General features: G+C 35.6%; 17 protein-coding genes and 1 other annotated feature. Of the genes, 14 read left to right on the plus strand and 3 right to left on the minus strand.

Going from position 1 to position 14,371, the window contains the following annotated elements:
* Positions 1–10 precede the first annotated feature (10 nt).
* The 12 genes from radC to rpmA all read left to right on the plus strand — a co-directional run bounded on the left by radC (position 11) and on the right by rpmA (position 9,923).
* Positions 11–700, plus strand: a complete 690-nt coding sequence (gene radC, locus BKP45_RS18145) for a RadC family protein (protein WP_071389987.1) — start codon at positions 11–13, stop codon at positions 698–700.
* A gap of 290 nt (positions 701–990) precedes the next feature.
* Positions 991–2,028: a rod shape-determining protein gene (locus BKP45_RS18150; RefSeq protein WP_071389988.1), complete on the plus strand. Its 1,038-nt coding sequence runs from the start codon at positions 991–993 to the stop codon at positions 2,026–2,028.
* A gap of 13 nt (positions 2,029–2,041) precedes the next feature.
* Entirely contained in the window at positions 2,042–2,920 is an 879-nt protein-coding gene (gene mreC, locus BKP45_RS18155) for a rod shape-determining protein MreC (RefSeq protein WP_071389989.1), read from the plus strand.
* A gap of 1 nt (position 2,921) precedes the next feature.
* A complete protein-coding gene (gene mreD, locus BKP45_RS18160) occupies positions 2,922–3,482 on the plus strand; it encodes a rod shape-determining protein MreD (RefSeq protein WP_071389990.1) in 561 nt (186 codons plus the stop codon).
* Between the two features lie 30 nt (positions 3,483–3,512).
* Positions 3,513–4,178 (plus strand): septum site-determining protein MinC, encoded by a 666-nt coding sequence (minC, locus tag BKP45_RS18165; protein WP_071389991.1) that lies wholly within the window; start codon positions 3,513–3,515, stop codon positions 4,176–4,178.
* A 115-nt stretch (positions 4,179–4,293) separates the two neighbouring features.
* Positions 4,294–5,091, plus strand: coding sequence for a septum site-determining protein MinD (gene minD, locus BKP45_RS18170; RefSeq protein ID WP_071389992.1), 798 nt, complete (start codon positions 4,294–4,296; stop codon positions 5,089–5,091).
* 436 nt (positions 5,092–5,527) lie between these two features.
* Positions 5,528–6,316, plus strand: coding sequence for a M23 family metallopeptidase (locus tag BKP45_RS18175; protein ID WP_071389993.1), 789 nt, complete (start codon positions 5,528–5,530; stop codon positions 6,314–6,316).
* A gap of 1 nt (position 6,317) precedes the next feature.
* Entirely contained in the window at positions 6,318–7,175 is an 858-nt protein-coding gene (locus BKP45_RS18180) for a M50 family metallopeptidase (RefSeq protein ID WP_071390161.1), read from the plus strand.
* 98 nt (positions 7,176–7,273) lie between these two features.
* Complete coding sequence (locus BKP45_RS18185; protein ID WP_071389994.1) at positions 7,274–8,758, plus strand: Rne/Rng family ribonuclease; 1,485 nt, start codon at positions 7,274–7,276, stop codon at positions 8,756–8,758.
* Positions 8,759–8,872: 114 nt separating this feature from the next.
* Positions 8,873–8,953: a sequence feature (ribosomal protein L21 leader region), on the plus strand.
* A 15-nt stretch (positions 8,954–8,968) separates the two neighbouring features.
* On the plus strand, positions 8,969–9,277 hold the full coding sequence (gene rplU, locus BKP45_RS18190) for a 50S ribosomal protein L21 (RefSeq protein ID WP_071311128.1): 309 nt from the start codon (positions 8,969–8,971) through the stop codon (positions 9,275–9,277).
* 9 nt (positions 9,278–9,286) lie between these two features.
* Positions 9,287–9,619 (plus strand): ribosomal-processing cysteine protease Prp, encoded by a 333-nt coding sequence (locus BKP45_RS18195; protein ID WP_071311127.1) that lies wholly within the window; start codon positions 9,287–9,289, stop codon positions 9,617–9,619.
* A gap of 13 nt (positions 9,620–9,632) precedes the next feature.
* Positions 9,633–9,923, plus strand: coding sequence for a 50S ribosomal protein L27 (gene rpmA, locus BKP45_RS18200; RefSeq protein WP_071311126.1), 291 nt, complete (start codon positions 9,633–9,635; stop codon positions 9,921–9,923).
* Positions 9,924–10,196: 273 nt separating this feature from the next.
* Here rpmA and BKP45_RS18205 read toward each other — a convergent pair whose 3' ends face one another.
* The 3 genes from BKP45_RS18205 to BKP45_RS18215 are packed head-to-tail and all read right to left on the minus strand — an operon-like array spanning position 10,197 to position 13,136.
* Entirely contained in the window at positions 10,197–11,084 is an 888-nt protein-coding gene (locus BKP45_RS18205) for a glycine betaine ABC transporter substrate-binding protein (protein ID WP_071389995.1), read from the minus strand.
* A 22-nt stretch (positions 11,085–11,106) separates the two neighbouring features.
* Positions 11,107–11,940, minus strand: coding sequence for an ABC transporter permease (locus BKP45_RS18210; RefSeq protein ID WP_071389996.1), 834 nt, complete (start codon positions 11,938–11,940; stop codon positions 11,107–11,109).
* Positions 11,940–13,136 (minus strand): quaternary amine ABC transporter ATP-binding protein, encoded by a 1,197-nt coding sequence (locus tag BKP45_RS18215; protein WP_071389997.1) that lies wholly within the window; start codon positions 13,134–13,136, stop codon positions 11,940–11,942. Before BKP45_RS18215 ends, BKP45_RS18210 begins: the two co-directional genes overlap by 1 nt.
* Before the next feature lie 139 nt (positions 13,137–13,275).
* Between BKP45_RS18215 and BKP45_RS18220 the strand changes: the two genes are divergently transcribed.
* Entirely contained in the window at positions 13,276–13,485 is a 210-nt protein-coding gene (locus BKP45_RS18220; RefSeq protein WP_071389998.1) for a hypothetical protein, read from the plus strand.
* A gap of 145 nt (positions 13,486–13,630) precedes the next feature.
* On the plus strand, positions 13,631–14,365 hold the full coding sequence (locus BKP45_RS18225) for an MBL fold metallo-hydrolase (RefSeq protein WP_071389999.1): 735 nt from the start codon (positions 13,631–13,633) through the stop codon (positions 14,363–14,365).
* Positions 14,366–14,371: the final 6 nt, after the last annotated feature.

The raw sequence follows: 14,371 nt of genomic DNA on the forward strand, positions 1-14,371 counted from the left end.
AGGAGAATTTATGCAAGCAAAACCACTAATGATTCGTGATGTACCAAGTGGAGAAAGACCAAGGGAACGTCTGTTAAAAGAGGGGGCTCAAGCTCTATCTAACCACGAACTCATTGCAACAATTTTAGGTTCCGGGACAAGGCAGGAATCTGTCATTCAGTTATCTCAACGAATTTTACATCATTTTAACGGATTACGTCTTTTAAAAGAAGCAACGGTTGAGGAATTGAAAAGCATAAAAGGTATTGGTGATACAAAAGCAGTACAAATTCTTGCGGCGATAGAATTGGGGAGTAGAATTCATAAACTGCAGGCAGAAGATCGCTTTATTATTCGCTCACCAGAAGATGTTTCTCGCTATGTGATGGAAGACATGCGTTTTTTAACACAAGAACATTTTGTATGTTTATATCTCAACACAAAAAATCATGTTATTTTCAAAAAAACAATTTTTATTGGAAGTCTTAATGCTAGTATTGTACACCCAAGGGAGATATACAAAGAGGCATTTCGACATTCAGCTGCATCAATTATTTGTCTTCATAACCACCCCAGTGGGGACCCGGCCCCAAGTAGAGAAGATATTGAAGTCACTAAGCGTCTTGTTGAAAGTGGAAAAGTAATTGGAATCGAAGTTTTGGATCACATTATTATTGGTGAGAAGAAATTTGTAAGTTTGAAGGAGAAGGGGTATGTTTAAATTGGAAAAAAGTTCGTGAAAAAGAGGAATATTGAAAGTAGGCGCTTTGAAGCGCTTACTTTCAAATTTGTTTTTTTTAGCTTCGATATTCTCCATGAAATCACTATCCTTTTTTATTTTTTTTATATATAATCAAATTTATGGATTTATTTATGCATTAAAAAAGTGTAAGCTTATTGGTGGTAATAAAAAACAATTCTAAATAATTTGTTGATAAGCGCCAAGGAACCATATACAACTAGAATAACATTTTTAGCGGTAACGCTTTTCGATTGAAGGGAGATACATACATGTTTGGTGGTTTTTCAAAAGATTTAGGAATAGATTTAGGTACAGCTAATACCCTAGTTTACGTGAAGGGTAAAGGTGTTATCGTTCGTGAACCTTCTGTTGTTGCGATTAGAACAGATACAGGTACTATTGAAGCAGTTGGTAATGATGCAAAGAACATGATCGGTAGAACACCAGGAAATATTGTAGCAGTTAGACCAATGAAAGACGGTGTAATTGCAGACTTTGATACAACTGCAACTATGATGAAATATTTTATTAGGCAAGCACAAAAAAGTAGATCGATTTTCACCCGTAAACCAAATGTGATGGTGTGTGTACCATCAGGAATTACCGCAGTAGAAAAACGTGCGGTTGAAGATGCTACAAAACAGGCGGGAGCGCGTGAAGCTTATACGATTGAAGAGCCTTTTGCAGCAGCAATTGGTGCAGATCTTCCAGTTTGGGAGCCTACTGGTAGTATGGTTGTCGATATCGGTGGTGGTACGACTGAAGTTGCGATTATTTCATTAGGTGGTATTGTTACGAGCCAGTCAATTCGTGTAGCAGGCGATGAAATGGATGATGCAATTATCCAATATATTAAGAAAGCTTATAACTTAATGATTGGTGAGCGTACAGCTGAAGCTGTTAAGTTTGAAATAGGCTCTGCAGGTGTCCCAGAAGGTATTGATGATATGGATATCCGCGGTCGTGACCTTGTTACTGGTTTACCAAAAACAATCTCGATTACTGCAGTGGAAATAGCAGAGGCGCTTGCAGATACAGTTAACACTATTATTGAATCAGTGAAAAACACATTAGAAAAGTCTCCACCAGAATTGGCAGCAGATATTATGGATCGTGGTATTGTTCTAACTGGTGGTGGTGGTTTATTACGTAATTTAGATAGAGTATTAAGTGATGAGACACATATGCCAGTATTGGTGGCTGAAAATCCGTTAGATTGTGTTGCGCTTGGAACAGGGAGAGCTTTAGAAAATCTTCATTTGTTCCGCTCGAAGGCAGGTATTACAGTTCGTTCAAATCGTAAGTAAGTAGGTGTGTTAAATGCCCCAATTTTTTTCAAATAAAAGACTAATAGTGCTTCTCGTTAGTATTATTCTATTGGTGGCATTAGTAGGCTACTCCATGAATGATCGACGAAGCTTAACATGGCCCGAGCAGTTTGTCAAAGATTCAGTCGGTTGGGTCCAGACCGTTTTCCAACAACCCGCTCTTTATGTAGCGGGTTTCTTTGAGAACGTAAATAATATGAAAAATTTATATGAAGAAAACCAGATATTAAAAGCGCACCTAGATCATTATGCCGAAACTGCAGTAGAGGTTAATGTATTAAGAAGGCAAAATAAAAATTTAAAAGAAGCGTTAGACATTACAGAAAGCCTATTTGATCATAAGGTTAGGCCAGCCCTAGTTATTCATCGTTCTCCAGATCGTTGGAATGAATATATCGGTATAAATAAAGGTGAACAGCATGGTGTCAAGACAGATATGGCCGTTATTACATCAAAGGGCTTGGTTGGTAAGGTTAAACATGTTTCACAATTTACTTCTACTATTCAACTACTAACAGATCACGATCGTACGAATCGTATTTCTGCAATGGTGGATGCCGAAGATAAAGAAGTATTTGGTTTTATTGAGGGATATGATGAGATATCTGGAGCATTGATGCTCCGTAAAATAGAGGCAGATGCCGAAATCGAAGAAGGTCAAAAAGTCATTACTTCTGGATTAGGTGGAGTTTTCCCTCAAGGATTGTTAATTGGAGAAATAATTCGTGTTGAGGCAGATGAATATGGACTGACAAAAAATGCATACGTCCAACCATCAGCGAGCTTTCATAATCTAGATTATGTATTAATTATCGAACGTACTAGCCCGCAACTTGATGATGAGATAATTTCAAAACAGGAGGGAGGATAATATGGTTCGCTTTTTCCTTCCTTTTCTTATTTTCCTCCTTTTTATTATTGAGGGAACGATTATGCAAACTTTTTCTCCAGAACGGTTCGGATCTGAGTACTTTATCATTCCACGATTTGCTTTTCTTGTTGTTCTCGTTTTAAGTATTTTTTTTGGAAGAGCATTAGGTACTGTTTATGGTCTGATTTTAGGTTTGTTCCAAGATGTTGTTTATACTCATATTTTAGGTATATATATTTTTAGTATGGGTTTAATCGCTTATTTTTTAGGGTTTTCATATAAGATATTTCAAAAAAATCTGTTTTTATTAATTATTACAGCGGTTTTTGGTACGGTATTATTAGACTATCTAGTTTTCGGTTTACATACAATGATTGGAATAACTGAACTTGTCCATGAGCGCTTTTTTCGAGAAAGACTTTTGCCGAGTATCATTATCAATAGTGTATTCATGATCTTGTTTGCATATCCTTTAAGAAAATTTTTAGTTTTTTTACAAAAAAGTGATGATATTGAAGAAAAAATAAACAAAAGAAAAAAGGATTTTAGATGGCAACGTTGAATAAATGAAAGTTGAGGTGAACTTTGGAACATGCAAAAAACTAATAATATAACCATAAGAGGGACCAAAGAAGGCCTAATTTTATTTTTAGACGACGAATGTTCGTTTTTTGATCTAGTTAGTGAGCTTGAAGAAAAGCTTTCCTCAAAGTATCCTCAATCTTCAGAAGGACCTGCAGTGCAAGTTAAGGTATCTGTTGGAAATCGTTATTTAACAGAAGAACAGAAAATTGAGCTTAAGAAAATTATTAATGATAAGCAAAAGTTAATTATTAATGAAATCGAATCGAATGTTATGACGAAGGACGAGGCAGAAAATCTAATAAAAGAATCACAAATGACGACGATTGTAAAAGTAGTTCGCTCAGGTCAAGTTTTAGAAGTAAAAGGAGATCTACTTCTCATCGGTGATGTTAATCCTGGTGGAACTGTAGTTGCTACAGGTAATATTTATATTTTAGGTGTATTACGTGGAATTGCTCATGCAGGTAGTGAAGGGGATAAAGATGCTGTTATTTCCGCTTCAAGAATGGAGCCGTCACAATTGAGAATAGCAGAAATTGTAAGCCGTTCACCAGATTATGAAGAGAATGAGACACATGATATGGAATGCGCCTACATAGGTAACGATAGCAATATGGCTATTGAGCGCGTTCAACACTTGGGGAAAATACGTCCTAAAATAACAAATGTTTAGGTAGATGTAAAGTGTGTAAAAAATTGTGATAGAAAGCTTTAGTAGTAAAACTATCAAAATCTATCTACATGTTACATTGTTTATGTTACATTCGAATTAGAAAGGGGAATTTCGCATGGGAGAGGCGATTGTAATAACTTCTGGAAAAGGTGGAGTTGGAAAGACAACTACATCTGCAAATATTGGTACTGCCCTTGCGCTTTCAGGTAAAAGAGTTTGCTTAGTGGATACAGATATCGGTCTTCGTAACCTTGATGTTGTTATGGGGTTAGAAAATCGAATTATCTATGATATCGTTGATGTTGTTGAGGAACGTTGTCGTCTTCATCAAGCCTTAATAAAAGACAAGCGATTTGAATGTTTAATGCTTTTGCCCGCCGCTCAAACAAAGGATAAAGCAGCTGTAAATCCAGAGCAAATGAAATTGATGATTAACGAGTTAAAAGAAGATTACGATTACGTAATTATTGACTGTCCAGCAGGAATTGAACAAGGCTTTAAAAATGCTGTTGCAGGTGCTGATAAAGCAATAGTAGTTACGACACCTGAAACGTCTGCTGTTCGTGACGCAGATCGGATAATTGGACTTCTTGAGCAAATTGACATAGAACCGCCGAAATTAGTTGTTAATCGGATTCGTAGTCATATGATGAAAAATGGAGATATGCTTGATGTTGATGAAATTGTATCAATTTTAGCTATAGGACTTTTAGGAATTGTTGCTGATGACGATGATGTTATAAAAGCGTCAAATAAAGGTGAGCCAATTGCTTTTCAACCAAACAGTCGAGCTTCACTTGCCTATCGAAATATTGCTAGACGTATCTTAGGCGAATCTGTGCCTTTACTGTCTCTAGATGAAAATAAAGGTATGTTTTCAAAAGTGAAAAAGTTTTTTGGAATGCGAGCGTAAATTTATCCCACTCTTAAGGGGCAAGTAAGACCCCCACCTCAAAACTTAAGAAAATCGAGAAGTTTAGGTGGGGGATAAACTGCCCCTAAAGGTCCGATATAGAATAACTTTCATCAGTGGGGGATGAAGGAAAACCCCCACTGATTGAAGTTCAGCTTTATTAGGCATTTGCTTCTTTTTAGGGAAGTGAGACTCGTTGAATTATAAATATCTAATAGTAAACACGTGAAAGTTAGCAGGGAAATACTTGCTAGCTTTTTTGTTATATAAAGTGAGTTCTTCCATAAAAGAATATAGCATAACCTCTCGGGACAAGTCATATCTATAAGTAATAATCGTAGAATGTAAAATGTAAAATGAATGATCTTTTAAATAAAGATCTACCACACATCCATTTTACATTCTACATTTTATATATAAAAGGGGATGAGGGTAGATGGCGAATAGGGTAGACAAACTTCGTCGAGAAATTGAAGCTAGAAGGAAAAAGATTAATAGTTCGATTGGTAGGAAAGAACGCTCACAACCTCAGTATTATCCTAGTCATAGTGAGTCAAGAGATGATTCTGAATTCTACTTTGCTGGTGATTCCGATGAGAAGGGACAACCAGAAGAGAAGTTTTTTCGAAAAGAGATTTTTGTCTTACAAGTGCTTGTTGCTATTTGTTTATTTTTAGTTGTCGGAATATTATTTAAAACTCAATCTCCTCAATTCGAAGGAGCTAGACAATTTGTAAAAACCTCTTTTGAAGAAGAATTTCAATTTACTGTTGTGGCTGATTGGTATGAAAATCAATTTGGTAAACCTTTAGCTCTACTTCCAACAACAACGAATGTGGCATTAAATGATTTCGAGAGTGACGAATTACAAGTTGCATATGCTGTGCCAGCTGTTGGGAGAGTGGCACAAGGGTTTGAGCAAGATGGGAAAGGGGTCATAGTTGAGACGACCTCGAATTCTAATGTTGAAGCTGTTAAAAGTGGTATGGTAAGGTTTGTAGCAGAAGAAGAAACATTGGGTAAAACGATTATTATAGCTCACTATGATGGAGGTGAATCATGGTATGGAATGCTTGATCATGTAGAGGTAAACTTATACGATCATGTAGAGCCAGGTAGTAAGATTGGAACAGTATCTCTAAAAGACAATAATGGTTTTTACTACTTTGCGTTAAAAGAAGGAGAAACCTTCATTGATCCAATTGATGTGATTTCATTTGACTAATATGGGTTCCTTAGTTAAAAAAATTAAAATTAATCCACTTTTTTGGTTCGTAATCGGTATTGGTATTATTACAGGTTATTTTAGAGAAGTTATCATGGTTTTTAGCATTGTTTTTATTCATGAAATGGGTCATAGTGTGGCGGCTCATTACTTTAAGTGGAGAATTCGAAAAATTGAACTTCTGCCTTTTGGTGGAGTAGCTGAGGTTGAAGAATATGGTAATCGTCCTTTAAAAGAAGAATTTATTGTAATTATAGCTGGTCCATTACAACACATATGGTTAATTTCCATATCTTTTTTTCTCCTTCCGTTTGATTTTTGGACTAGTACCGACCACAAGTTGTTTTTAACTCACAACTTAATGATATTATTATTCAACTTACTACCTATTTGGCCACTTGATGGTGGTAAATTAATGTATTTACTCTTTTCCAAAAGACTTCCATTTCTTCAAAGCATTACTACAACTTTGAAAATCTCGTTGTTTTTATTATTTTTGTTTACAGTCATTAGTCTTTATTTTTTTCCGTTTCATTTAAATCTGTGGGTAGTTTTACTATTTCTTTTGTTTAGTCACTATTCTGAATGGAAACAAAGAAGTTATGCTTATATGCGCTTTTTAATGGAAAGACATAATCAGAAACAAAACCCTTTTATTCAAACGATACCGATTGTAGTTCCTGATAAATCAACTGTACAAGATGTCATAAAAAGGTTTCAACGTGGTGTTAAGCACAAAGTTATCGTCAAAAACCAATCTTATGAACCAATGAGAGTTATTTCAGAAAAAATAATTTTACAAGCTTTCTTTGAACAAAATAAGGCATCAGTACCTATTGGTCGAATTTTACCACCATAATTTTTGGTGTTTGTAATTAAAAGATGCTATACTTAAGTAGTAACCAGCCGTATAAAGGCTGGTTTTTTCACCTTACTAGACGTTAAAGAGGGATACCATTGAAATCATTTATTTTTAATATGTTAACAAATGAAAGAAGACTAGCGATTCTCGAAAATAAAAAAGTAGTAGAAATCTTAATCGAGCGTCCTCAAATTAATAAAATTGTAGGTAATGTGTACAAAGGTAAAGTAGTAAATGTACTTCCAGGAATGCAAGCAGCATTTGTGGATATTGGATTAGACAAGAATGGCTTTTTATATAGAGACGAGCTTTTGAGTTTTCAACAACTAGAAGAAAAAGATGAAGTGAAAAAAGAAAAATCAATCTCACAATTTGTAACAGTGGGGCAAGAGCTATTAGTACAAGTGACAAAAGAGGGATTCGGTAAAAAAGGACCAAGACTGACTGAAGTTGTTTCTTTTCCTGGTAAATACATTGTGTATATGCCAAATGGAGGTTATGTTGGTGTATCGAAACGGATGCAAACTGAAGATGTACGTGAGAAATGGCGTAAAATTGGGGAAGAACTTTGTGTTGGCAAAGAAGGTATGATTATACGTACAGCTTCTGAAAATTTAACAGAAGAGAATGTTGCTCAAGATTTATTTTTTCTACGGAAGCTTTGGGAAGACGTATGGAAAGACGGAAAAAACTTAAAACCACCTAGTTTAATTTACGAAGATAAATCAATTTTAGAAAAAGTGATGAGGGACTTTGACTTTGATGATCTAGACGAAATAGTTATCGATTCAATGGACGAATATCTACTAATTAAAAATATGTTTCAGCCTTATCCAAACCTTTTAGAAAAACTTCGCTTCTATCAACAAAGGGAAAACATATTTTCATTTTATCATATTGAATCAGAGCTTGAAAAAGCTTTGCGAAGACAAGTTTGGTTGAAAAGTGGTGCGTATTTAGTCATTGATCAAACCGAAGCTCTAACTGTTTTTGATGTAAATACCGGTAAATATACTGGAAAGTTAGATTTACAAGAAACGATCGTAAAAACAAACATTGATGCTGCTAAAGAAATTGCAAGACAGTTACGACTTCGAGATATTGGCGGTATTATTATTATAGACTTCATTGATATGAAAAGCGATAAAGATAAACAAACTGTTTTAAATGCGTTTAATCAAACTTTAAAAAATGATCGTACCAAAACAAATGTAGTAGGATTTACTGGACTAGGATTATTAGAAATGACCCGTAAGAAAGCCCGTCAAAATCTACAGGATAGTGTTTCGACTATTTGCCCGGCTTGTTTTGGTAAAGGGAAAGTATTTTCGGACGAAGCTGTTGCACATAAAGTAGAGAGAGCATTATGGGAATATAAAGGTATGGATAATGAAGCGTTACTCGTGGAAGTCCCAGCGAATGTTGTTCCGATTCTTAAAGGTCCTAAAGACAAAAATCTAATCCGACTACAAACCGTTCTTCATTATCAACTATTTATTAAAGAAAACGAAAAGCTCGCTCCAAACGACTTTGAGATCCGATTCATAGGTAGTATCGAGGAAGTCGAACAAAGGTTGTAGAAGTGTCTTTTGTTTTTCTTCACAAGCTGTTATTAAAATCTCGATTGGAAACATCGTTGACTCTAACTACTAAAAATGGTATTATATTTTTTGTTAGTTATTTGGATAACCTCCAAAGAGCTATAACCGCTCATAAAAGGGTTTTAAAGAATTTACTCGTGTAAATCACCCTCGATGGCGAGTCTGAGTATAATAAGGAGGTGCACGTTAATGTACGCAATTATTGAAACTGGTGGTAAGCAAATTAAAGTTCAAGAAGGTCAAGAGATCTACATTGAGAAGTTAGATGCTGAAGTTGGTGCAACAGTAAGCTTTGACAACGTATTAATGGTTGGTGGTGACTCTGTGAAAGTAGGAGCTCCATTCGTAGAAGGAGCAACTGTTACTGCTAAAGTTGAAAAAGTAGGTCGCGCTAAGAAAATCTTAGTTTATAAATACAAAGCTAAGAAAAACTATCGTCGTAAGCAAGGTCATCGTCAACCTTACACTAAAGTTGTTATCGAAAAGATCAACGCGTAAGGAAATGACATGATTACTGTTACAGTTGTTCGACATACTGATAACAACATTGTTTCCTTTGAAATGAGTGGTCATGCAGATAGCGGGCCATATGGACAAGATATTGTTTGTGCTGGGGCTTCAGCCGTTTCATTTGGAACTGTAAATGCTATCGATAAATTATGTGATGTTCAATTAGAAGTGGAAATGGATGATGATGGTGGCTTTCTCCGCTGCACTGTCCCAAAAGGTTTGGACGTGTCAACTTATGAGAAAGTTCAGCTTCTTTTGGAAGCAATGGTTGTTTCACTCACTTCAATTAGTGAACAGTACGGTAAACATATCAAAATTAGTGAAACCTAGGAGGTGAACTCATATGTTAAAAATGAACCTTCAATTTTTCGCATCGAAAAAAGGGGTAGGTAGTACAAAGAACGGTCGTGACTCAATCTCGAAGCGTCTTGGTACAAAGCGTGCTGACGGTCAAACAGTAACTGGCGGATCTATTTTAGTTCGTCAACGTGGAACACGTATTTACCCTGGTGTAAACGTAGGTAGAGGTGGAGATGACACTTTATTCGCTAAAGTTGACGGCGTAGTTAAGTTTGAACGCGTAGGACGTGACAGAAAGCAAGTAAGTGTATACCCAGTAGCTCAAGAAGCTTAAGAACTCTAAAACGATAAGTCCTAGCCATTTGGTTAGGGCTTTTTCTAATCATCTAAAATGTAAAGTAGTGTGTTTATATGTTTTGTATGGATGAATTTTATCCCACTCTTAAGGGGCATTAAGGCCCCCACCTCAAAACGTAAGAAAATCGAGAATTTTAGGTGGGAGATGAAGGAAAACTCCCACTGATTGAAGTTCAGCTATATTATACATTTTAGTTAGAAAAAAATAGGGTGTTCAAAAGCTATGCTTTTGAACACCCTATTTTTGATTTTATTTGCTTTCACCTTTCATTTCTGCTACTTTTTCTTGATTATTATCAATCCATTCACGAGCTACGTCTTCGGCAGAGCGCCCATTATCAATTTCTACAATCATTTGTTCAATATCACCAACATCAATACTCCAGTTGCTTAAAAATTCGTATGCTTCAGGAATACGATCTTTGAAATCATTATTCGTTAAAACATGAACCTCTGATGTAGCAAAAAATTCATCTTGTCCTTCTAGTACTTTTAAATCATAGTCGACAAACATTGGATGCGGTCTCCATCCAAGGAATACTACCGGTCTTTCTGCACCAATTTGTCTTGCAACTTGGGCGAGCATGCCACCTTCACTAGATGCAACATATTGTAAATCTAAGTCAAACTCTTCAATCATCTCTCTTGAAGTAATAGTCATTCCAGCGCCTTCTTCAATACCATAGATTTCTCCATCAAAAATATCTTCATTTCCTTTAATGTCTTCAATTGAGTTAATTTCCTCTACGTATGTTGGGGTAACCCACCCTAACTCACCGTCTGGATAGCTTATAGCAGTGCTATCTATGTTATCTCCAAATTGCTCCATATAGCTTGCGTGCATATCAGGTAACCAAGCATCCATGAAAACATCAATGTCACCTCGTGATAGGCCTGTATAGACACCACCAGCATCAGCTTCAATCTGGTTTACTTCATAACCCATATCCTCTAAAAGTAACATTGCAATCGTAGTTGGTGGAATGGTACTCGTCCAAGGAGTCATTCCAAATGTAATTGATTGGTCTTGAGCAGGTTGATCACCTGCTTGTGGGTCTTCTGCTGTATCTGCAGGACCGCACCCTATAATTAATGCAAAAATCGTAAACGTAAATACAAGTAATTTAAAATGTTTCACTATTTGTACCTCCTAGTTTTTATTACTTAGTTTTTTCACCAATACCTTGAGTAATCCTATCTAAAATGATGGCAAGAACAACAATTCCTAGTCCACCAGTTAACCCTAAACCAACATTAACCCTTGATATACCTGCTAAGACGACTGAACCTAGTCCTGGAGCACCAATCATTGAGGCGATAACAGCCATAGATAAAGCTAACATAATAGTTTGGTTGATCCCCGCCATGATCGTCGGTATTGCCATTGGTAATTGCACCTTTGTTAGCATTTGCCAATAGGTTGAACCAAATGCCCTGGCAGCTTCAACAACATCAGTAGGTACTTGTTTTATCCCTAAGGTAGTCATTCTTACCGCAGGTGGAGTAGCAAAGACAAAAGTTGAGATAACTGCTGGTACTCCCCCTAAGCCAAATAAGAGAATGGCAGGAATTAAATAAACGAAACTTGGTAAAGTTTGCATAAAGTCTAAAATGGGTCTAACTATCCTATTAACAACTGGAGATTTTGCGCTCCAAATACCAATCGGTATACCAATTACTATAGAAAAAATTGTCGCAACAATGACAATCGCTAACGTTTGCATTGCAGCATACCATAAATCTACTGACCCTAAGTAAAGGGAACCTATTAATGTGAAAATAGCTACCCCAACCCCAGCAAAACGCCAAGCTAAGATAATTAATAGTAGCGCCATTAATTCAGCTGGTAAAAAATTCAATAAATCAGTAACTAATGAAATAAAAGTAGCAACGATTGAACTGATTGAGTCAAAGAAGCCACCTAATACTGGTATTAACCAATTATTAACAAAGCGATTTGTCCATTCCTCTAAAGGTAGATGGAAGTAATTCATTATTCACTCACCTCCTCTCGTTGTTTTCCGAGAGTAAGTCCTGAAAGGATTGAAACCCTTACAATTATCCCCATTAATTTTTTATTTTCAACAACTGCGATTGGATATTTTGTTTCAGTTGCAATTTGAATTAAATCACTTAAAGGTGTATCTGGTTTTGTGGTATGGAAATCTTGAATGAGTACATCTTCAACCCATTTATTACTTTTATAAGCTTTAATGGCTTCGTCAATTGTTAAAAGCCCTTTTAAATTTTTCTCTTTATCAACAACGAAAATGCTTGATAAACCGGCCTCTTCCATTTTCCTAATGGCAGCTCTTGCTCCTTCTTTCCATGTGGTAATCACATCAGGCTTTTTCATTATATTGGAGGCAACAAGTACTTTTGTACGGTCAACATCTTCTACAAAATTTGAAACGTATTCATTAGCAGGATTTTCTAATATTTCTTCTGGTGTTCCAATTTGAACGATAATACCATTTTTCATAATGGCGATACGATCGCCTAATTTAAGTGCTTCATCTAAATCATGGGTAATAAATAATATAGTTTTTCCTAATTTACTTTGTAACATTAATAATTCGTCTTGCATTTCTTTTCTAATCAGAGGGTCTAGAGCGCTAAAGGCTTCATCCATTAGTAAAATGTCCGTATCATTTGCTAATGCTCTAGCTAGTCCAACCCGCTGTTGCATACCACCACTTAGTTCATCAGGGTAACTGTTTTCGTATCCTTTAAGTCCAACATCTTCTATTGATTTTAAGGCTTTATTAACTCGTTCACTTTTAGGAACATCCTGTATTTCTAACCCGTATTCAACATTTGTAGCTACAGTTCTATGCGGAAAAAGTGCAAATTTTTGAAAAACCATTCCAAGTTTTTTTCTTCTTGTATTCATTAAGTCTTGTTTATTCATAGTGGTAATGTTTTCACCATCTATTAGAATTTCTCCTGAAGTAGGTTCAATTAAGCGGTTTATTAGGCGAATTAATGTTGATTTTCCACTCCCTGATAATCCCATAATAACGAAGAACTCCCCTTCGTTAATTTTAAAACTTGCTTGGTTAACACCGACTGTAAGTCCAGTTTCATTTAAAATTTTTTCCTTACTTTGGCCTTCCTTTAAACGTTTTATTCCTTCTTTAGGATTATGACCGAAGATTTTTGTTAAATTATTGACCTCGATTTTATGCATAATCAATTTCTCCTTTGAGCTAGCTGTCTATTGATTATCGTTTGCTACTTCTCCACTAATATTCTTTTTTTGCAAAAGTGTATAAGAATAATAAAAAAAAGTGACTATATAAAAAAGGAATTGAGGAGGGAATCTGTTTATGAAGAAGAATTATAAAAACCTACTTAAAAAACAGTTAAGATCGATTATGAAGGAAACAGACAACCCAGCGATCATTCAAGATGTTACAGATACTGAGTTCGGGGTAATTCCGGGAGATTTTGAAAAACAGGTTTTTCGTCAAAGAAATAAAGATAACAATGTTACTAGAAATAGTACTGATGGCAAAACATGGAATGATATTGAATAGTTTAAAGATGTTATACAGTATGATTGCAATGAAAGTCCTAGTTAAATTAGCTAGGGCTTTTATTGTCCATTTGTTAAAATGTTAAATGAATCTAAAAAAGGTATGCTACATAGTGTTTACGTTATGTATAACAAAGGGGGATAAAATGAAATTAACCATTGTAGGACACTGGGGGGCATTTCCAGAAGTAGGAGAGGCTACTTCTTGTTATTTATTAGAGCAGGATGGGTTTAAATTACTTGTCGATTGTGGTAGTGGAGCCCTATCTCAACTACAACACTACTGTTCATTAGCTGATCTAGATGCAGTCATCCTTTCTCATTATCACCATGATCATATAGCCGATATTGGCCCGCTTCAGTATAGTCGTCTAGTTGATCAGCAGTTAAATAGGACAAATCAACCACTTTCAATTTATGGACATCCTTATGATCAAAAAGAGTTTCAAAAGTTAGCAAAGCCACCCCATGTACTATCATTTATTTATAATGAAAAAGCAGAATCTAAGATTGGTCCTTTTCGAGTTTCATATTTAGAGACTAATCATAAAGCAAAATGTTTTGCGATGCGTTTTGAAGTTGGAGGAAAATCAATCGTATATTCGGCTGATAGCAGTTACAAGGAAGAATTCATTTCCTTTACAAAAGATGCTCATATATTTATTTGTGAAACAAGCTTCTATGCCGATCAAAATGGAGAACCATACGGTCATATGAATAGTATTGATGCTGCGTCAATTGCTAAGGAGGCAATGGCAAAAAAACTTATTCTCACTCATCTACCTCACTTTGGTGAGCATCAGCAACTATTAGTAGAAGCGCAGTCAATTTTTAAAGGAGAAGTTTTTTTAGCAAAGAAGGGTTTAACCATACAACTTTAACGAAAA

It is taken from the genome of Anaerobacillus alkalidiazotrophicus (assembly GCF_001866055.1).

What these genes read in the sequence shown, in the direction of transcription:
- BKP45_RS18220 (WP_071389998.1), top strand. Translation starts at nt 13,276, where the DNA reads ATGAAGAAGAATTATAAAAACCTACTTAAAAAACAGTTAAGATCGATT.
- BKP45_RS18210 (WP_071389996.1), bottom strand. Translation starts at nt 11,940, where the DNA reads ATGAATTACTTCCATCTACCTTTAGAGGAATGGACAAATCGCTTTGTT.
- mreD (WP_071389990.1), top strand. Translation starts at nt 2,922, where the DNA reads ATGGTTCGCTTTTTCCTTCCTTTTCTTATTTTCCTCCTTTTTATTATT.
- BKP45_RS18175 (WP_071389993.1), top strand. Translation starts at nt 5,528, where the DNA reads ATGGCGAATAGGGTAGACAAACTTCGTCGAGAAATTGAAGCTAGAAGG.
- BKP45_RS18225 (WP_071389999.1), top strand. Translation starts at nt 13,631, where the DNA reads ATGAAATTAACCATTGTAGGACACTGGGGGGCATTTCCAGAAGTAGGA.
- rplU (WP_071311128.1), top strand. Translation starts at nt 8,969, where the DNA reads ATGTACGCAATTATTGAAACTGGTGGTAAGCAAATTAAAGTTCAAGAA.
- mreC (WP_071389989.1), top strand. Translation starts at nt 2,042, where the DNA reads ATGCCCCAATTTTTTTCAAATAAAAGACTAATAGTGCTTCTCGTTAGT.
- radC (WP_071389987.1), top strand. Translation starts at nt 11, where the DNA reads ATGCAAGCAAAACCACTAATGATTCGTGATGTACCAAGTGGAGAAAGA.
- rpmA (WP_071311126.1), top strand. Translation starts at nt 9,633, where the DNA reads ATGTTAAAAATGAACCTTCAATTTTTCGCATCGAAAAAAGGGGTAGGT.
- BKP45_RS18150 (WP_071389988.1), top strand. Translation starts at nt 991, where the DNA reads ATGTTTGGTGGTTTTTCAAAAGATTTAGGAATAGATTTAGGTACAGCT.
- BKP45_RS18215 (WP_071389997.1), bottom strand. Translation starts at nt 13,136, where the DNA reads ATGCATAAAATCGAGGTCAATAATTTAACAAAAATCTTCGGTCATAAT.
- BKP45_RS18195 (WP_071311127.1), top strand. Translation starts at nt 9,287, where the DNA reads ATGATTACTGTTACAGTTGTTCGACATACTGATAACAACATTGTTTCC.
- minC (WP_071389991.1), top strand. Translation starts at nt 3,513, where the DNA reads ATGCAAAAAACTAATAATATAACCATAAGAGGGACCAAAGAAGGCCTA.
- BKP45_RS18180 (WP_071390161.1), top strand. Translation starts at nt 6,318, where the DNA reads ATGGGTTCCTTAGTTAAAAAAATTAAAATTAATCCACTTTTTTGGTTC.
- minD (WP_071389992.1), top strand. Translation starts at nt 4,294, where the DNA reads ATGGGAGAGGCGATTGTAATAACTTCTGGAAAAGGTGGAGTTGGAAAG.